Source organism: Mesorhizobium neociceri (genome assembly GCF_013520985.1).
Taxonomy (GTDB): Bacteria; Pseudomonadota; Alphaproteobacteria; order Rhizobiales; family Rhizobiaceae; genus Mesorhizobium; species Mesorhizobium neociceri.
Map to the genome: position 1 here is coordinate 750,000 of NZ_JACDTY010000002.1, position 19,116 is coordinate 769,115.

The following is a 19,116-nucleotide window of genomic DNA, read 5'->3' on the forward strand; positions in this document are numbered from 1 at the left end:
TCATCCGCCTGCCGGCACCTTCTCCCCGTGAAACGGGGAGAAGGGAGGAACTCCAGCACCTACATCAATCGCCGATGGTCTGCATCTGCCGCTTTTCGTCGTAGGCTTTGCGCGCCGCGTTGACCTGGCTGCGCGCCGAGACTTCCGGCACCGCCACATCCCACCACGTGCCGCCGGCGTCGGTGGAAACCAGCGGGTCGGTGTCGATGACCAGCACGGTGGTGCGATCGTTCTTTTTCGCCTTCTGCAGCGCATTCTCAAGGCCGGCGATCGACGGCACTTTTTCTGCTATCGCGCCCATGCTTGCGGCATGCGCGGCGAAGTCGATGTCGGGCAGGATTTCGTGGCGCGAGTCCTTGAGCAAATTGTTGAAGTTGGCGCCGCCGGTGGCCATCTGCAGCCGGTTGATGCAGCCATAGCCCCTGTTGTCGAGCAACACGATGGTGAGCTTGAGGCCGAGCATCACCGAAGTGGCGATCTCGGAATTCAGCATCAAATAGGAGCCGTCGCCTATCATGACGACGACCTCTTCGCCGGGCTTGGCCATCTTTGCACCGAGGCCGCCGGCGATCTCGTAGCCCATGGTCGAGAAGCCATATTCAGCGTGATAGGAGCCAGGCGCGCCGGCCTGCCAAAGCTTGTGCAATTCGCCCGGCAAACCGCCGGCGGCATGCAGCAAGGTCACGCCCGAACCCAGCGCGCGCTGCACGGCGCCGATCACCTGCGCATCCGAAGGGAAGGCGGCGTTGGTCGAGGCCGTCACCTTGCCGGCATCGGCCTGCCAGGCCTTTTTGCCTGTGGCCGAATTGTCGGTCCAGGCGGACGGCGCCTTCCAACCCTTAAGCGCAGAACCGAGTTCAGCGAGCCCTTCGGCCGCATCGGCGACCAGCGGCAACGCGCGGTGCTTGCTGGCATCGAAAGGCTGGACGTTGAGCCCAATGATGGTCTTGCCGGAATTCTTGAACAGCGCCCACGAGCCGGTGGTGAAATCCTGCAAGCGCGTGCCGATGGCGAGCACGACATCGGCTTCCTCGGCCAGCCGGTTGGCGGCGGACGTGCCGGTGACGCCGACCGCCGCCATGTTGAGCGGGTGTGTATCCGGCAGCGAAGATTTGCCGCCTTGGGTCTCGCAGACCGGAATGCCGGCACCTTCGGCGAATTTTGCCAGTTCGCCGGAGGCCTGCGAATAGAGCACGCCGCCGCCGGCGATGATCAGCGGCTTTTTCGCACCCTTGAGCGCCGCGACCGCGGCCGCCAGTTCGCCGCGGTCCGGGCGCGGCCGGCGCTGGCGCCAGACGCGCTCGGCGAAAAAGCTTTCGGGATAGTCATAGGCTTCGGCCTGTACGTCCTGGCAGAGCGACAGCGTCACCGGGCCGCAATCGGCCGGATCGGTCAGCACCTGCATGGTGCGGGCCAGTGCCGGAATGATCTGCTCCGGCCGGGTGATACGGTCGAAATAGCGCGACACCGGGCGGAAGCAGTCATTGACCGTCGCCGTGCCGTCGGAAAAGTCCTCGGCCTGCTGCAGCACCGGATCAGGAATGCGGTTGGCGAAGACGTCGCCCGGCAAAAACAGGACGGGCAACCTGTTTACATGCGCCAGGGCTGCCGCCGTCACCATGTTGAGCGCGCCGGGGCCGATGGACGAGGTGGCGGCCATGAAGCGGCGGCGGAAATTGGCCTTGCCATAGGCGATCGCCGCATGCGCCATCGCCTGCTCGTTGTGGGCGCGGAAGGTCGGCAGTTCGTCGCGCACCTGGTAGAGCGCCTCGCCGATGCCGGCGACATTGCCGTGGCCGAAGATCGCCCAGACGCCGCCGAAGATCGGCACTTTTGTGCCGTCGATCTCGGTCATCTGCTTGCTCAGAAAGCGGGTCAGCGCCTGCGCCATCGTCAGGCGGATTGTCTTGCTCATGGTGTTTTCCTCCGCGGCGTCGCGCCTTTATGCTGCTTTACGGCCGCGCGCGGCAAGCCACGCTTCGGTCAACTGTTCGAAGCGCGAGGCCATATCAGCGACCGCCTCGTCATCTGACATCTTGCCGGCCAGCCATTGTTCGGCCGCGTGGACAAAAATGGTGCGGCCGACGGCAAATCCTTTGACGATAGGCGCCTTGGCGGTGGCCGCGAAAGCCGCTTCCAGCTCGTCCTGCGGCGCTTCCAGGCCCAGCAGCACGACGCCGCGGCACCACGGATCGTGCTTCAGGATGACGGCCTCGATCTTGGCCCAGGCGCCGGCGGAGGCCTGCGGTTCGAGCTTCCACCAATCCGGTTTGATGCCGAGCGCATAGAGTTCTTCCAACGCGCGCGGGATCGTCGTGTCGTCGAGCTTGCCGTGTTTGCCGGCGATGATTTCTACAAGAAGCTCTCTGCCTACCTTCCGCGCCGCCTCGAACAGCGAGCGCAGTTTCTGCTGCTGCTCTTCCTTGAGTTCCGCCGGATCGTCGGGATGATAGAAGCACAGGCATTTGATGCAGTGGTCGACCGGCCATTCCACCAGCTGCGAGCCGATGTCCTGCGAGAATTCGAAGCGCAGTGGCCGCGAGCCCGGCAGTTCGACGGGGCGGCCGAGCCAGGCAAAGGGGTGGCGGGCGAATTCGAACATCGCCTCGCGGCCATGCTTCTCGTCGATCAGCATGCCATAGCCGTCGCGGCCGGCCGCGACTTTTGCCGCAGCCTTGACCGCCAGCACCTTGAAATCGCGGATGCGCGCCGGATCGGCGCCGGTCTTGGCTGCCACATCCTCAAGCTGCACACGGTGGTCGCAGGCGAGCGCCATCATCGAGGGGATGTCGCGGCGGCGGGTCGTTGCCCAATGGATGTGGTTGATCGCCTCGTCTTTGCGCAAAGCGAGATGCTTGCTGCCGTTCTTGAGGAAGAACTGCAGCTCTTCGAAGGTCGGATATTCCGGTGCGCAGAGCAGCCGTGAGACCGCGAAGGCGCCGCAGGCATTGGCCCAGGTCGCCGCCGTCGCATGGTCTTCGCTACCCAGCCAACCGCGCAGGAAGCCGGACATGAAGGCGTCGCCGGCGCCGAGCACATTGTAGATCTCGATCGGAAAACCCTTACCGACGATGCCGTCTTCGAGATCGTCGCTGATCGGCCCGTCATAGACGATACAACCCATGGCGCCGCGCTTCAACACGATGGTAGCCGACGACAGCGCGCGGATCGTCTTCAGCGCGCTCAGGCAATCGTCGGCGCCGGACGCGATCATGATCTCTTCCTCGGTGCCGACGATGAGATCGCAATCGGGCAGCACCGTCTTCAGCTGGGCCGAGACGCGGTCGGATTTGACATAGCGCTCGAAGCCCTCGGCATGCCCGGCAAGGCCCCAGAGGTTGGGGCGGTAGTCGATGTCGAACACCACCTTGCCGCCCTTGGCCTTGATGATGCGGATTGCCTTGCGCTGGGCGGCGTCGCTGTTGGGGCGGGAAAAATGCGTGCCGGTGACGACGATGGAACGGGCCGAGGCGATGAAGGCCTCGTCGATATCCTCTTCGGCCAGCGCCATGTCGGCGCAGTCGCTGCGATAAAAGATCATCGGCGAAACGCCTTCGCTCTCGACAGAGAGCAGCACCAGCGCCGTCAGCCGTTCTTTGTCGGTCTTGAGACCATCGACATTGACGCCTTCGCGCCGCAGCTGTTCGCGAATGAAGCGGCCCATCTGCTCGTCGCCGACGCGGGTAAGCAGCGCGGAGCGCAGACCAAGCCTCGCGGTGCCGACCGAGATGTTGGCCGGACAGCCGCCGACCGACTTGGCGAAGGAGGTGATGTCCTCCAGCCGCGAGCCGATCTGCTGGCCGTAAAGGTCGACGGAAGCGCGACCGATGGTGATGACATCGAGCGGAGCGTATTTCGCGTCCACGGCTTCGCTCATTGGAACCTCCCGTCGGTCTTGTTGTCTTGAGCAACGTAGTTGGGGGACACGCGCGAGCGGCAGCGTGGCGCCGGGAATATGAAATAATAATTCCAATCCATAGTCAATATGGAATGAGCATTCCCCCTTCGAAAAGTGTCGGTACGGCGGCTAGCGCGGCGGGCTCTCTAGCCGAGCGTACCGCAGCTTCATCCTTTTTTGTTTGAGCATCGGATCTTCCCAAAACCAGTTCGCGCTTTTGGGTCCGATGCTCTGGGTCGAAGGTCGCGTCAAACTACCAAATCCTACGCATTCTGCGAACGAGCGTCCGCAACGGAGTCGAATGTTGCCCTTCACCTCGTCGACTTGAATGAGCAAGTAGCGCCATCATTGGGCATTCACGATACAAACGCGAAACGCCGCATTCGTCACCCACTCCGCGCGTAGCCTACGGCCGGGGCAAGAGGGCGCGGTGTTCCGCAACCTCAAGGGACGAACATCGTTTGCGACCGCGACGCCATCCGCATGCGTTCCGGTGAACTCGCCGCGTGGTGTAAATTTTCAATGTCCCATTGGCGGCCTACTTACTCCGGCAATCCGGCGTTGCGTAGGCCATCGAGCAGAGGTTTGAGCGCATCTCGGTGAGCATAAGGATTCACAGCGATCAGTTCCCGCGATGAGATGCTGGGTCTAAGTTCGCGAGCCTTCGCCAGCGCATGCGCAGCGAGAGCGGCATGGCCGAGATGGTCATGGGCGGCCGCCAGTGTGAGCCAAGCGGTGTGATCCTTTTTTGGCATGTTGTCCAAGGCCGCTACGACTTCGCCATATCTCCTCAGTTCCAACAAAATTTTGGCGCGAATTACCCAGAACCAGTGTGGTGGAAACGGGGTTCTCTTCAGCGCGTCGTCGATTGAAGCCAGAGCCTCCTCCGGCCGGCCGGCGTATCGCAACCAATTCGCTCGGTCCGCGCGAATTTGCGCATCGGCCGGATTGAGAGCGACGGCGCGGTCGAAATGGACGCCGGCCCGTTCGTATTCGCGGAGCCACACCATGACCATGCCGTTGGCGTGGTGGACCGTCGGATCGTTGCTGTCCAACTCCATGGCTCTTTGTGCGGCAAGTGACGCTTCGTGCAGCGTTCGTGGATCGGTGTCGAACCAGTAGCGGCCGAGGAGAGCAATCGCCAGCCAGGCGTGAGCGTGCGCAAAATCGGGATCGATCGCCGTCGCGCGGGAAAAAAGCGGAACGGCCTCCTTCTCCATGTTGGCGTCGGCCAGCTCCCGGCCCTGCAGGAAAAAGTCATAGGCCGTCCAGCTCGACGTTGGCCGCCTGCGCACCTGAAGAGCAGCAGCGGCCACCATTCGCCCCTCGAGCGTCGTCACGATTGCTGCCACGACTTCGTCCTGCACAGCAAAAATGTCGTGGCATTCGCGATCATACCGCTCCGCCCAGACGTGGTTGCCTGTCCTTGCGTCGATCAACTGTGCAGTAATGCGAATCCGCTCGCCCGCCTTCTGCACACTACCTTCGATGACGTAGTTCGCGCCCAGATCGCGGGCGGCCTGCATTGGGTTGATGCCCATCCTGGCAAGATGGAACGAAGCGTGACGCGCCGCGACGGTAAGATTTCTGAACCGCGACAACTCGGTGGTGATGTCCTCCGTGATGCCGTCCGAAAGGTATTGTTGACTGGGATCGCCGCTCAGATTGTCGAATGGCAAAACGGCAATGGAGGGCCTGGCAGCAGACGTCGTTGCGGCCCGCCCGCCCACTTGACCAGTACTCGTTTCCACACGGTAAACCCGCACCGGTCTGACGATATTCTTGAGCGCCACCTCGCCCATGTCCTCGAAGGCAGCGTTGCCTTTGCCTCGCAATTCCTCATGAACCTTAGCCGAGACGCAGACCCCGCCTGGCTCCGCCAAGGCTTCGAGGCGAGCCGCAACGTTCACACCGTCGCCATAGATGTCCGAGCCCTCACCGATGACGTCGCCCAGATTGATGCCGATACGCAGCAATATGCGGCGGTGCTCGGTGACGGATTGGTTGGCCTCCGCCATTTTGGCCTGTAGTTCGACTGCAGCCTCGACCGCGTTCACCGCGCTGGTGAACTCCATCAGCACGCCGTCGCCCATAAGCTTGACGATCCGCCCGCCGCGATCGCGAACGATCGGCTCCAGGATCGCCTTGCGCCGCTCCTTCAGTGCCGCCAACGTACCCGCCTCATCCGCCTCCATCATTCGGCTGTAGCCGACCACGTCGGCCACAGCGATGGCGGCAAGACGGCGCTTGGCGCGTTCATCAGCCATTAAGTGATCGCCTCATTGGTTGGACCGATGGTATTTGCGCCGCACGGAGGAGTCCATCGTGGCCAGCAACGAGAACGGCTACCTGGGTGGAATGATGGTCTCCTACCCCTTTCGGGATATTGAGCCTTCAACAGTCAATGACTGCTTCGGGTCATGGGCGTGAGTTCGGCCTGCGGACGCGAACGTCCGCATAGGGTCGAACTCGGTCGCTCGGAGTGATTGGTTTGACCCTAGTCTAGGCCTTGCGCTTGCGGCTTGTGCTGCGCCGCTTCTCGCCGACGCCGACGGTCAGCGCCATGGCCAGCGCCATGGTCGCCGACAGCGAGCGGAAGCCGGCGAAATCGGCCTCGGCGACCTCGAACCAGACCTTGGCGAACTGCGCCAGCGGCGAAAACGAGCTGTCGGTGATGGCGACGATCGGCACGCCCTGTTCGGCAATGGTGCGGGCTTCCTCGATGGTTGCCGGCGCATAGGGCGAGAAGCTGATGGCGATGACGGCATCCGCCGGCGTGGCGAAGGCGACCATTTCGGCGTTGAGGCCGGCGGCGGATTCGATCAGCTGATTGCGGATCTTCAATTTGCCCAGCGCATAGGCGATGTAGCTTGCCACCGGATAGGAGCGGCGCTTGGCCAGGACATAGATGGTCTCGGCCTTGGCCAGCAGCGAGATCGCGTCTTCCAGATGCGCCTCGTCCAGCGTGCGCGAAATGTCGTTGAGCGAGGTGCTGGCGGCGGCGACGAAACCGTCGAAGATGGCGCGGTGGCCGGCCCCGGCATCGGCCTTGGCGCGCAGCGCCTGCAGGCGTTCGTCATAGGAGGAGTTGCGCTCGCGCAGCCGCTCACGAAACACCTGCTGCAGGCTGGTGAAACCGTCGAAGCCGAGCTGCTGGGCAAAACGGATCAAGGTCGAGGGCTGCACGCCGGCCGAAGCGGCGATGCTGGCTGCAGTGCCGAAGGCGATGTCGTCGGGATTGTCGAGCGCATAGGCGGCGATCTGGGCGATGCGCTTGGGCAAGGTTTCGCGGCGATCGAGGATCGTGGCGCGCAGCGTCTCGAAGTCGCGAGGTACCCGTTCGTCCATCGTCGGCCCGTCCAAGCTCATCGGTGAAACGTTCTCTCTGCCCCATCATAGCGAGCCTGCGCAAGAACGCCATAAAAAATGAGACAGACATTCCATTTCAGAGCAAAATGGACTAATTCATCCACCGAGGATTTTATCCAGTGGAGAAGAAGATGGTCGGCGTCGGGCTTATCGGCACGGGTTTCATGGGCAAGTGCCACGCCATAGCGTGGAGTGCCGTCGGAGCGGTCTTTCCCGATGTCGCCAAGCCAAGACTCGTCCATCTCGGCGAGGTCAATGAGGAGTTGGCCAAACGCAAGGCTGGCGAGTTCGGTTTCGCCAAGGCGTCGGGCGACTGGCGCGCTGTCGTCAACGATCCGGAAGTCGATATCGTCTCCTTGACCACGCCCAACCAGTTCCACCCGGAGATGGCCATCGCCATCCTCGAAGCCGGCAAGCATCTGTGGTGCGAAAAGCCGATGGCGCCGAGCTTTGCCGAAGCCGAGGCGATGGCAGCGGCGGCGAAGAAATCAGGCAAGGTGGCAGCGCTGGGCTACAATTACATTCAGAGCCCGGCGATCCGCCACATCGGCGCGCTGCTCGACGAAAAAATCATCGGCGAGGTCAACCATCTGCGCATCGAGATGGACGAGGACTTCATGGCCGACCCCGAGGCGCTGTTCTACTGGAAGCATGAGGCTGCCTCAGGCTATGGCGCGCTCGACGATTTCGCCGTGCATCCGCTGTCGCTGGTCTCGGCGCTGTTCGGCCGCGTGGCAAAAGTCATCTGCGACATGGCCAAGCCCTATGCCGACCGCAAGCTGGCCGCCGGCGGCCGCCGCGCGGTCGAGACCTACGACATTGCCAGCGTGCTGATGCACCTGGAAAACGGCATTGCCGGCACGCTGCTGGTCAACCGCTCGGCCTGGGGCCGCAAGGGCCGCATCGCCATTCAGATTTTCGGCTCCAAGGGGTCGATCCTGTTCGACCAGGAGCGGATGAACGAAATTCAGCTCTACGTCACCGCCGACCGCCCGACGGAACAGGGCTACCGCACCATACTGGTGGCGCCGCACCACAAGCCCTACGATGCCTTCCTGCCGGCGCCCGGCCACGGCCTCGGCTTCAACGACCTCAAGATCATCGAATGCCACGAACTGTTGACGCGGCTTGCGGGCAAGCCCTCGCGGGTGATCGAGTTTGCCGAAGGGCTGGAGATCGAGCGCACCGTGCACGCCATGGCAAGGTCGTTCGAGGAAAAGCGCTGGGTGGACGTGCGATAGTATCCGCTCAACCACCGGCAGCGGCGTTCGTCTCCCAGCCGTGGACCCACACCTGCCGCAGGCGATCGCCTTCGCCCTTGAAGCGTAGTCCGGTCGGCTGGCAATCCTCGATGCGGTCGCTGCGGAAATTGCGGATCGCCTGGCGCAACTCGCACCAGGCGACGATGTTGGCGGTCTCTGAGTAGTAGATCAGCGCGATCGGGCGGATCAGCCGCTCGGAGGCATGGCCCATTTCATCGCGATAGGAGAGGTCGAGCTTCTCTTCGTCGCGGATGGCGCGGCGCACTAGCGCGAGGTCGATCGTACCGATTGCGGGCGCGGCGAAGCCCCAGACATGCAGCGCATTGGCGTCGAAGGCCTGGCGCAGGGGCGGCGGTACGGCGCCGGCGATCTTGGCGCTGACGCGCTTGGCCGCCTGCTTCAGTTCGCTGTCTCCAGTGCGCTCCAGCAGCGCCAGCGACAGCACGATCGCTTCCGTCTCCTCGATCGAAAACATCAGCGGCGGCAGGTCGAAGCCGGGGCGCAAGATGTAGCCGATGCCGCGCCCGCCCTCGATCGGCACGCGCATTGCCTGCAAGGCGGCGATGTCGCGGTAGATCGAGCGCACCGTCACTTCAAGCTGCGCGGCGATCATGGCCGCCGTCACCGGCTGCCGCGCCAGACGCAGGATCTGGATGATCTCGAACAGGCGCGACGCCTTGCGCATTTCCTCTCCCTGATGAAATGCTACTGACACATCCCCGTCAGTTGGGATGATCTATTGGACTGCCTATCGGTTTGAAAATCAACAAATTCCTCAACGGCACCCCAGCAGAAAGCGACAGGCAACTGACATGAGTTACGCGGAAAATCTCTGGCTGTTCTTTATCCTGCTGTTCGGCATCATTGTCGTACCCGGCATGGACATGCTGTTCGTGCTCGCCAATGCGCTGACCGGCGGCCGCGACAGGGGTCTGGCCGCCACCGGCGGCATCATGGTTGGCGGCATGGTGCACACGCTGAATGGCGCCATCGGCGTCGGCCTGCTGATGCATTTCGTGCCGATCCTGTTCAAGCCGCTGCTGCTTGCGGGCGCCGCCTACATGGCCTTCATCGGCATCACGCTGATGCGCAGCTCCATCACCGTCGGCCATGACGGGCCTGCCGGCAGCCGCTCGGCCTGGAAGGCGTTTCGCCAGGGTCTCATGACCTGCTTGATCAACCCCAAGGCCTATTTGTTCATCCTCGCCGTCTATCCGCAGTTCCTGAAGCCGGATTACGGTCCGATCTGGATGCAGGCGACAATCATGGGCCTGTTGACGGTGCTGACGCAGGCCGCGATCTATGGCGGGCTCGCCATCACTGCCGGCCGCAGCCGCAATCTGCTGGTGGCCAATCCGCGAGCAACGGCGATTGCAGGGCGAGCGGCTGGATTGCTGCTGTTTGCGGTCTCGGTGTTCACCGCATGGGAGGGGCTGAGGGCGGCGTGATCTCTGCAAGCACCGCCCTCTCCGTATATGGCATGCGAATCAAGCCGCTCCCTGCCGGTTCTCCAGCATGGCGCGGCGGGTCGAGCGGCGCCATTCGACGGCGCCGGCGAGACCGTGCAGCACCGTCTCGGTCGTCGCCCAGTCGATGCAGCCATCGGTGATGCTCTGGCCATAGACCAGCGGCTTGCCCGGCACCACATCCTGGCGGCCGGCAACGAGATTGCTCTCGATCATGACGCCGATGATGCGCTCGTCGCCGGCGGCGACCTGGCCGGCGACATCGGCCGCCACCTTGGGCTGGTTCTCCGGCTTCTTGCTGGAGTTGGCGTGGCTGACATCGATCATCAACCTAGGCGCAACGCCGATGCGGGCGAGTTCCACAGAGGCTGCCTCGACGCTTGCCGCGTCGTAGTTCGGCTGAACGCCGCCGCGCAGGATGACGTGGCAGTCCTCATTGCCGGTGGTGGTGGCAATGCCGCTGCGCCCGCCCTTGGTCACAGCCATGAAATGATGCGGCTGGGCGGCGGATTTCACCGCCTCGGCGGCGATCCTGAGATTGCCGTCGGTGCCGTTCTTGAAGCCGACCGGGCACGACAGGCCCGACGCCAGTTCACGGTGGATCTGGCTCTCGGTGGTGCGCGCGCCGATCGCGCCCCAGGCGACGAGGTCGGCAATGTATTGCGGCGTGGTCATGTCGAGGAATTCGGTCGCCGCCGGCAGGCCGAGATTGTTGACGGCCGACAGCACGTTGCGCGCCATCCGCAACCCCTTGTCGATGTTGAAGCTGCCGTCGAGGTCGGGATCGTTGATCAGGCCTTTCCAGCCGACGGTCGTGCGCGGCTTTTCGAAATAGACCCGCATCACGATCTCGAGCCGGTCGGACAGGGTCTCGCGCAGCGCCGCCAGACGGCTGGCATAGTCAACGGCCGCGACCGGATCGTGGATCGAACAGGGGCCGACGATGACCAGCAGCCGGTCGTCGGTCCCGTTCAAAATGGCGTGGGTGGCGTTGCGTGAGGCGCTCACGGTGCGCGTCGCCGTCAGTGTGCGCGGGATCTCCCGCATCACCTGGTCCGGCGTGCTCAGTTCTCGGATTTCCATGACCCGAAGGTCGTCTGTGGTGGTCAACACGGCTTTCTGCTCCTGGTTGGGAGACCTGCCGGCTGATACAAAAAAGCCGCCAGGTCTGGCGGCTGTTCGGATGTTGTTGCTGCAATCTTCAGATCGAGCGCAATCCTCCCGCCGCCAGCGAGCTGCTAAAGTACCAATATTTGGCGGTCAGGTTGATCATGAGGCTCATATAGTCGATGCCGAGGCGCTTGTCACGTGCCGTAAATAAGTTGGCGAAATCGCTGGCGAGAGCGCCCCCTCTCCCCGTCACTATACGGGGAGAGGATGCCGGCAGGCAGGTGAGGGGCAGCGCTTGCTTCGGAGGATAGGACAGCGGCGAAAAGCGCTGACTTCAATCGAGACCCTGTAACTGTCAAAGTCGGTGCTGCCCCTCATTGCCCTGCCGGGCATTTCTCCCCGTATAGTGACGGGGAGAAATGGGGCCGGCCGCGGCGCTGGCTCCTTACTCCGGCGAAGCCCCGGCGATGCTCTGGTCATAGTCGACCAGCGATCCCGTCATGACGCCGGATTGCGGGCTGGCCATGTAGCTGATCAGCCGCGCGAGCTGGTCCGGCTTTACCAACTGGCCCATCGGCTGGCCGGCCTCGGCCTTTGCCAGCCAGTCGTCGGATGCGCCGTGCCATTTCTTCTGCACGATGTCCTCGCCTTCAGTATCCATCCAGCCGGGCAGCACGGCGTTGCAGCGGATGCGGTTGAAGCGATAGGCGTTGGCGACGTTCTTGGTCAGCGTCGCCAGCGCGCCTTTGCTGGAGGAATAGGGCGCCAGGAACGACTGGCCGCAATGCGCCGACATCGACAGCACATTGACGATCGAACCCGGAGCCTTCTTCTCCAGCAGATGCGCCACCACGCCCTGCATCAGGAAGAAAGGGCCGCGCACATTGGTCTGGAAAATCTGGTCGAAGACCTCTTCAGAGGTTTCGACCAGCGAGCCGCGCGCCGAAGTCGCGGCGGCATTGACCAACACGTTGATGGTGCCAAAATGCGAGATCGCGGTTGCCACCGCGCGCTTGCAATCGGTCACGTTCGAAACGTCGGCGCTGATGAAGATCGCATCGACACCCGCTTTCTTGAAGTGAGCGACCGCCTTGTCGCCCTTCTCCTGCGAGCGGCCGATGAGCGCCAGCGCCCGGCAGCCTTCGTCGGCCAGCGCCTCGGCGACGGCAAAGCCGATACCTTGCGCGCCGCCGGTGACGATGGCGCGTGTGTTCGAATTGCGATCGGCTGATGCGCTCATCGCTCTGCTCCTGTGGGTTCTTGCTAAACGTTCTTACTTGTCCAGACGGGCGGTCTTGCCTGATGTCGCCGATTTCAGCGCCGCATCGGCCAGCTTCAGCGCGACGAGGCCGTCGGCGCCGCTCGGCGATGCCTTCTTGCCCGAGGTTGCGGCGGCGATGAAGGCAGCGATCTCGATGGCGTAGGCGTCGAGATAGCGTGTCATGAAGAAGTCGTGCAGCGGCGGGCGGGTATAGCCCTTCTCATTGGCGACCTCGATCGACACCGGCCGCTGGTTTTCGGCGGCGACCATGCCCTTGGAACCATGCACCTCGATGCGCTGGTCGTAGCCATAGGTGGCGCGGCGCGAGTTGGAGATGACGGCCTGCTTGCCGGACGCGGTCTCGAGGATGACGCTGACGCTATCGAAGTCGCCGGCCTCACCGATCTTCTTGTCCACAAGCACCGAGGCATGGGCGCTGACCGCGACCACCTCTTCGCCGAGCAGGAAGCGCGCCATGTCGAAATCATGGATGGTCATATCGCGAAAAATGCCGCCCGAGCGCTTGATGTAGTCGATCGGCGGGGCGCCTGGATCGCGCGAGGTGATGGTGACCATCTCGACGGTGCCGATGGCGCCGTCGTCGATCGCCTTGCGCACGGCGGCGAAATGCGGATCGAAGCGCCTGTTAAAACCGACCATCAGCGTCGCCTTGGCCTTGTCGACCACAGCCAGGCACTTCTCGACGCGCTTGACGTTGAGGTCGATCGGCTTCTCGCAGAAGATCGCCTTGCCGGCCTTGGCGAAGCGCTCGATCAGATCGGCATGGGTGTCGGTCGGCGTGCAGATGACGACTGCGTCGATGTCCTTGGATTTCTCGATGGCGTCGATTGTGCGCACTTCGGCGCCATAGGCCGTCGCCAGCTCGGTCGCTGCCTTCTCGAAGGCATCGGCGACGGCCACCAGTTTTGCCTGCGGGTTGGAGCCGACGGCGCGGGCGTGGACCTTGCCGATGCGGCCGGCACCGAGGAGAGCGAAACGAACAGTCATTGGTATTTCCTCTAGGGGGATGGGTTCGAGAGAGTTGTGTCGGCACCTTCCTTTTGAGGAAAGGTGGCAATGTTATTTTCTTTCGTTTTGGCGCAATTCCGGACGGAAAACCGTTTCACACTTTTCCTGGAATTGCTCAGCGCGCCAGATCGTCCCGGAAACCGGATGACCATCCTGTTTAGGCCGCGAGCTCCGCCTCTCCGGTCTTCGCGCCGGTGATGTAGGAGACGATGTCGTTGCCGTCGGTGCTTTCCTTGCGCAGATTGGCAACGATGCGGCCGCGCCGGAACACGACGATGCGATCGCACAGGTCGAACACCTGGCGCATGTTGTGGCTGATCAGGATCAGCGGCTCGCCGTTTGCCTTCAGCGTACGGATGATGTTTTCGACCTGCGCCGTCTCTTGCACGCCAAGGGCGGCGGTCGGCTCGTCCATGATGATCAGCTTGGAGGCGAAGGTCGCGGTCCTGGCGATCGCCACGCACTGGCGCTGGCCGCCCGACATGTGGCGGATGGTGTTGGACAGGTTGGGGATTTTCACCGCCGTGCGGACAAGCGCCGCTTCGGTCGCCTTGCGCATGTATTTGCGGTCGAGGATCGAGAACGGGCCGAGGTTGAACAGCACCTTTTCGCGGCCGAGGAACAGGTTCGATGGCACGTCGAGATCGTCGGCCAGCGCCAGGTTCTGGAACACGGTCTCGATGCCCGCCGTACGGGCCTCGATCGGCCCGGCAAAGTTCACTTCCTTGCCGTCGAACCATATCTGGCCGCTGGTGCGCTGCTCGACGGCGGTGATCTGGCGCACGAAGGTCGACTTGCCGGCACCGTTGTCGCCCATGATGGCGACATGTTCGCCCTTGCGCAGCTCGAAATTGGCGCCTTCCAGCGCATGTACGCCGCCATAGCGCTTGGTGAGGTTTTCGGTCTTCAGGACGATGTCTGACATGGTCAAGCCCTCAATGCCCGCATGCGTTGACGCCACTGGTCGAGAACGACCGCGCCGACGATGATCACGCCCTTCACCATCTCCTGATAGTAGGCGTCGAGGCGCAGGAAGGTGAAGCCGGAAATGATGACGCCGAAGATCAGCGCGCCGATCACCGTGCCGATGATCGAGCCGCGACCGCCCGACAAAGAGACGCCGCCGATAACCGCCATGGCGATGGCGTCGAGTTCATACATCACACCCATGCCGGACTGGGCGGTCAGGTTCTTGGAGCACAGCACGACCGCGGCGAGCGAGGCAAGAATGCCGGCGATCGTGTAGACGAGTATCTTGTGATTGGGGATCTTGATGCCGGACATGCGCGCCGCATCCTCATTGGATCCGATGGCATAACAATGCTTGCCGTAGCGCGTATAGGTCAGGATCAGCTGAAACAGCACCGCCAGCGCCAGGAAGATGATGACCGGCCTCGAACCGGTGCTGATGGCGGCAAAACTGTCGGTGGGAAACGAGATCGGCTGGCCTTTGGACCACCATTTGGCGATGCCGCGCGCGGTGATCATCATGCCGAGCGTGGCGATGAAGGGCGGGATACGCGTGTAGGCGATCAACGAGCCGTTGATCAGGCCGGCGAGCATGCCGCAAGCGATCGCCACCAGCACCGGTACGATGACCGGCAGGTCAGTCCAGCCTTGCGCCAGGAACATCGCCTTGGGGTTGGGGTTGCCGTTGACAGTCGCCACCTGGGCAAAGCTCATGGCGATCATGGCGGTGGCGCCGACGATCGAACCGGAGGACAGGTCGATGCCGCCGCAAATGATCACCTGCGTGACGCCGATGGCGATGATGCCGACGATCGACACCTGCAGGATGATGATCTGCAGGCGGGCTTCATTGAAGATGCCGGCGACGTTGTCGCGGGTGTTGAACAGGAAGGAGTCGCCGAGAAAGATGCGGCCGATCAGTTCGAAGACGATTACCAGGATGACCAGCGCCAGGAAGACGTTGAATTCGGCCGGCCATGTGCGCCTCTTCGCGTCATAGCTGACGCCGCCGACGCCATGAGATGTCTGTGACATGTCTTGTCCTCCGTGAGGCCGCAACTGCCCTCCCGCCCGTTAAGGGCGGTGAGGGAAACAGGAGCGGCGCGGTAGCGCCGCTCCGTTAGTCGAACGGGTCGTCGGCTCAGTTCTTCTTCAGGAACTTGTCGATGTTGGCAGGCGTCACGAGCTGGAAGGGCACGTAGACCTTGTGCTCGACCTTCTCGCCCTTGGCGAGCTTCAGCGCCGCATCGAGTGCGCCAGCGCCCTGACCGGCCGCGTCCTGGAACACGGTTGCGTCGAGGTCGCCGGCCTGCATGGCGGCCAGCGCGTCCTGGGTGGCGTCGACGCCGCCGACAACGACCGTCTTCATGTCGACATTTGCCGCCTTCATCGCCTGGATGGCGCCGATGGCGCTTTCGTCATTGTTGGCGATGACGCCGTCGAACGGCTTGCCGGTCGACAGCCAGTTGGTCATCAGGTTCTGCGCTTCGTCGCGGTTCCAGTTCGAAGTCTGCTTGTCGATGATCTTGATGAAGCTGCAGTCCGGCGTGGCGATCACCTCTTCGATGTCCTTGGTGCGCTGCACGGCGGCCTGGTTGGAAAGCTCGCCCATGATGACATAGACATTGGCTTCCTTCTTGCCGGCTTCGGTGAACAGGCGGCAAACTTCCTTGGTCTCGAGCGTGCCGGAATCGGCCTCGTTCGAAGCGACGAAGGCCTGGTTGTCGGGCAGCGTGTCGACATTGACCGGCTCGCGGTTGACGTAGACCAGCGGTATCTTGGCGGCGGCAGCGGCATCCGACATCGCCTGCGTGGCCGAGGTGTCGACCGGGTTGACGATGATGGCGTCGACGCCCGAAGCGGCGAAGTTCTTGATCTGGTCGAGCTGCTTGGCGACGTCGTTCTGCGCGTCTTCGACCTGCAGCTCAACGCCGCTCATGCCCTTGGCCTGCTCGATCATGCCGTTGCGCAGCACCGTCAGGAAGTTGTCGTCGAACTTGGCCATCGACACGCCGACCTTGGCGGCAAAAGCGGACGAACTCATCAGCGCCGCAAAGGCGACGCCCAAAATCAGTTTCTTCATTGTGTTTCTCCTCCACATTGGTGTCCGGCTGCACCGATCTACCCGGAATCCCCGATCGCCCGAGGAATCTCTCCCGAATGCCTTTCTTCCGGATGGCGCTTCCCTACGATTGGAACGCCAGGCTCCCTGTTTGAAACAGATGTTCCGGAACGAAAGAACCAAAATACCTAGTTGGTGAAATATTTATTCCATTTCTCCGCGAGACGTCAAGAGACATTCCAAAAGCGGATGGAGGATTTTCGGATAATGGGCGCTATCGCCGCTGCCCAACGCCGGAAGCTGGCCGAGGCGTTGGACGCCTCGACCGGGTCGTCGGTGTCGCCCGCCCTAGATATTCTCGGGCAGATAAATGTCGAACGGCAAAAACGTCTGGCCCGGCGCGTTGGCGGCGCCCGTCTCTATGGCATGCGCCATCAGGTCGACCAGTTCGCGGCTGAGTGCCGCCAGCGGTGTAGAGATCACCATGGTCAGGATGCCGTCGGCCAAAGCCGCGCGCGACACCGCCGTGATCTCGTTGCAGATGACGGCCGGCATCTCGGCCGGCTTGGCTTGCCTCAGCGCCGCGACCGCGCCCTCCATGCCGCCGCCGGCGACATAGCAGCCGACGAGATCTGGGTGGCTGCCGAGAAGATTGACCAGCGTGCCCTGGGTGATCTCATTGGCTTCCAGATTGACCAGCGTTTCCAGCAAGGTGAACTCCGGCGCCTGTTCGCGAAAGAAGGAGCGGAAGCCGATCTCGCGCATCTCATGGCCGTGGAAGCGATGGCTGCCGACGAACAGCGCGACTTTGCCCGGCCGCTTCGCGGCCTTCGAGATCATCCAGGCCGCGGTGCGGCCGACCTTGCGGTTGTCGAGGCCGACATAGCCCTCGCGAATGCCGGCAGCGAAATCGGACAGCAGAGAGAAGATCGGCAGGCCTTTGGCCTTCATCTCCTCGACGGCGACCGTCACTGTCGGGTGATCAGGTCCGACCAGAGCGACGGCCCGGCATTTGGAAGCCAGCTTGCGGGCACGCTCGACGATCTCGTCGGGGGCGAGCGAATCGGCAAAGTCGATCATGGCGACGCCACGGAAGCGCGGCGATTGCGACACTGCCAGCTCAAGCTGGCGCGCGAATTCGCTGTAGAAGACGTAATTGCCCCTGAGCAGCAGGAAGCCGAGCCGATACTCCGGCAGTTCATGGCGCAGGCGCTGCTTGATCAGGCCGGCGGCGTGATAGCCGATCTCGGTCGCTGCCTCGTAGACGCGGCGCGCCGTTTCCTCGCGCACCGGCAGGCGACTGTTGAGCACGCGGTCCACCGTGGCAACGCTTACCCCGGAAATGCGCGCCAGGTCGGTGATGGTCGGCCGTTTCGCCATGCTCGCCTCGTTGGATTCGTCCGAAGCTTCTACATCATGCTGATAGGAAATGATAGAAACTATCTTTGTGATGTTGAGTCTATCATGCGTCGGCGTTATTTTCACGCTCGAAGCCAGGCTGGCATTCGCTAAAGCGAGCGCCGTTGCCGTGGGAGGCAATCATGACTGCTACACCGTCCCAGCGCGACTACAGCCTGATCGGCCGCGACGCCAAGCTCGCCGTCGAGACCGGCTTGTCGGCGGCCGAGTGGTATCACACAGATATTCCGCGCAAGCAGATGAAGGAGCTGATGCAGCGCTCCGACGGGCCGGCAATCCGCGACACCGCGATCTGGCTTACCGCGCTGATCCTGAGCGCCGCCGGCGGCGCCTGGTTCTGGGGCACGTGGTGGTGCGTGCCGTTCTTCTTCGTCTATGGCGTGCTCTACGGCTCGTCCACCGATTCACGCTGGCACGAATGCGGCCACGGCACCGCCTTCCGCACGCAATGGATGAACGATGCGGTCTATCAGATCGCCTGCTTCATGATCATGCGCAATCCGGTGACCTGGCGATGGAGCCATACCCGCCATCACACAGACACCATCATCGTCGGCCGCGACCCCGAAATCTCGGTCATGCGGCCGCCAGACCTGCTGCGCGTCATGCTGGCGTTCGTCGGTGTGCTCGACGCCTGGCATGCGATGCTCGACATGGTTCGCAACGCCGCCGGCATCATCAGCCCGGCGGAAAAGACCTTCATTCCCGAGCAGGAGCAGCCGAAGGCGATCCGCATCGCCCGCATCTGGACGGCGATCTATGCTGCGACGATCGTGCTGGCGCTTTATTCGGGTTCGTTCCTCCCCATGATGCTGGTCGGACTGCCGAGGCTTTACGGCGCGTGGCACCATGTCATGACCGGCCTGCTGCAGCATGGCGGCCTCGCCGACAATGTCATCGACCATCGGCTGAACAGCCGCACCGTCTACATGAACCCGGTCAGCCGTTTCATCTACTGGAACATGAATTATCACGTCGAGCATCACATGTTCCCGATGGTGCCCTATCACGCGCTGCCCAGGCTGCATGAACTGATCAAGCACGATCTGCCGGCGCCGACGCCGTCGATCCTGGCCGGTTACCGCGAGATGATCCCGGCCTTCCTGCGCCAGCTGCGCAACGAGGACTATTTCCTCAAGCGCGAGCTGCCACCGACTGCGCGGCCATACCGCGAGGAATTTCACAACGACGCGGTCGCCGCCGCGGCGGAATGATCGCGGCGATTAGACTTTTTGTTTTGACGCAATTCCGAACGGAAAACCGCTACGCAC

15 protein-coding genes are annotated in these 19,116 nt (G+C 62.8%); 3 read left to right on the forward strand and 12 right to left on the reverse strand.

Annotated features, from left to right (window positions below):
- Window positions 1-64 precede the first annotated feature (64 nt).
- The 4 genes from iolD to H0241_RS07590 form a co-directional block, all read right to left on the reverse strand.
- Entirely contained in the window at window positions 65-1,915 is a 1,851-nt protein-coding gene (gene iolD / locus H0241_RS07575; RefSeq protein ID WP_181056768.1) for a 3D-(3,5/4)-trihydroxycyclohexane-1,2-dione acylhydrolase (decyclizing), read from the reverse strand.
- Between the two features lie 27 nt (window positions 1,916-1,942).
- Window positions 1,943-3,877: a bifunctional 5-dehydro-2-deoxygluconokinase/5-dehydro-2-deoxyphosphogluconate aldolase gene (locus H0241_RS07580; RefSeq protein ID WP_181056769.1), complete on the reverse strand. Its 1,935-nt coding sequence runs from the start codon at window positions 3,875-3,877 to the stop codon at window positions 1,943-1,945.
- 563 nt (window positions 3,878-4,440) lie between these two features.
- Window positions 4,441-6,165 carry an adenylate/guanylate cyclase domain-containing protein gene (locus tag H0241_RS07585; protein WP_181056770.1) on the reverse strand — a complete coding sequence of 575 codons (1,725 nt, stop codon included), beginning with the start codon at window positions 6,163-6,165 and terminating at the stop codon, window positions 4,441-4,443.
- 235 nt (window positions 6,166-6,400) lie between these two features.
- Complete coding sequence (locus H0241_RS07590; protein WP_181056771.1) at window positions 6,401-7,246, reverse strand: MurR/RpiR family transcriptional regulator; 846 nt, start codon at window positions 7,244-7,246, stop codon at window positions 6,401-6,403.
- A gap of 152 nt (window positions 7,247-7,398) precedes the next feature.
- Here H0241_RS07590 and H0241_RS07595 point away from each other — a divergent pair, with 152 nt between their 5' ends.
- A complete protein-coding gene (locus H0241_RS07595) occupies window positions 7,399-8,508 on the forward strand; it encodes a Gfo/Idh/MocA family protein (protein WP_181056872.1) in 1,110 nt (369 codons plus the stop codon).
- Between the two features lie 7 nt (window positions 8,509-8,515).
- Here the strand turns inward: H0241_RS07595 and H0241_RS07600 are convergent, their stop codons facing one another.
- Window positions 8,516-9,214 carry a helix-turn-helix transcriptional regulator gene (locus tag H0241_RS07600; RefSeq protein ID WP_181056772.1) on the reverse strand — a complete coding sequence of 233 codons (699 nt, stop codon included), beginning with the start codon at window positions 9,212-9,214 and terminating at the stop codon, window positions 8,516-8,518.
- Between the two features lie 127 nt (window positions 9,215-9,341).
- Here H0241_RS07600 and H0241_RS07605 point away from each other — a divergent pair, with 127 nt between their 5' ends.
- Window positions 9,342-9,977, forward strand: a complete 636-nt coding sequence (locus H0241_RS07605; protein WP_181056773.1) for a LysE family translocator — start codon at window positions 9,342-9,344, stop codon at window positions 9,975-9,977.
- A 39-nt stretch (window positions 9,978-10,016) separates the two neighbouring features.
- On the opposite strand, the gene H0241_RS07610 is transcribed toward H0241_RS07605, so the two are convergent.
- From H0241_RS07610 to H0241_RS07640, 7 genes are all read right to left on the reverse strand, one after another.
- Complete coding sequence (locus tag H0241_RS07610) at window positions 10,017-11,108, reverse strand: 3-deoxy-7-phosphoheptulonate synthase (protein ID WP_181056774.1); 1,092 nt, start codon at window positions 11,106-11,108, stop codon at window positions 10,017-10,019.
- Window positions 11,109-11,550: 442 nt separating this feature from the next.
- Entirely contained in the window at window positions 11,551-12,345 is a 795-nt protein-coding gene (locus H0241_RS07615; RefSeq protein ID WP_181056775.1) for an SDR family oxidoreductase, read from the reverse strand.
- Window positions 12,346-12,378: 33 nt separating this feature from the next.
- Window positions 12,379-13,374 (reverse strand): inositol 2-dehydrogenase, encoded by a 996-nt coding sequence (iolG, locus tag H0241_RS07620; protein WP_181056776.1) that lies wholly within the window; start codon window positions 13,372-13,374, stop codon window positions 12,379-12,381.
- A gap of 178 nt (window positions 13,375-13,552) precedes the next feature.
- Window positions 13,553-14,320, reverse strand: coding sequence for an ATP-binding cassette domain-containing protein (locus tag H0241_RS07625; protein ID WP_181056777.1), 768 nt, complete (start codon window positions 14,318-14,320; stop codon window positions 13,553-13,555).
- A gap of 2 nt (window positions 14,321-14,322) precedes the next feature.
- Window positions 14,323-15,399, reverse strand: coding sequence for an ABC transporter permease (locus H0241_RS07630; protein WP_181056778.1), 1,077 nt, complete (start codon window positions 15,397-15,399; stop codon window positions 14,323-14,325).
- A 106-nt stretch (window positions 15,400-15,505) separates the two neighbouring features.
- Entirely contained in the window at window positions 15,506-16,447 is a 942-nt protein-coding gene (locus H0241_RS07635; protein ID WP_181056779.1) for a sugar ABC transporter substrate-binding protein, read from the reverse strand.
- 327 nt (window positions 16,448-16,774) lie between these two features.
- Window positions 16,775-17,806: a LacI family DNA-binding transcriptional regulator gene (locus H0241_RS07640; protein WP_181056781.1), complete on the reverse strand. Its 1,032-nt coding sequence runs from the start codon at window positions 17,804-17,806 to the stop codon at window positions 16,775-16,777.
- 161 nt (window positions 17,807-17,967) lie between these two features.
- On the opposite strand from H0241_RS07640, the gene H0241_RS07645 reads away from it, so the two are divergent.
- Entirely contained in the window at window positions 17,968-19,059 is a 1,092-nt protein-coding gene (locus H0241_RS07645; RefSeq protein ID WP_181056782.1) for a fatty acid desaturase family protein, read from the forward strand.
- Window positions 19,060-19,116: the final 57 nt, after the last annotated feature.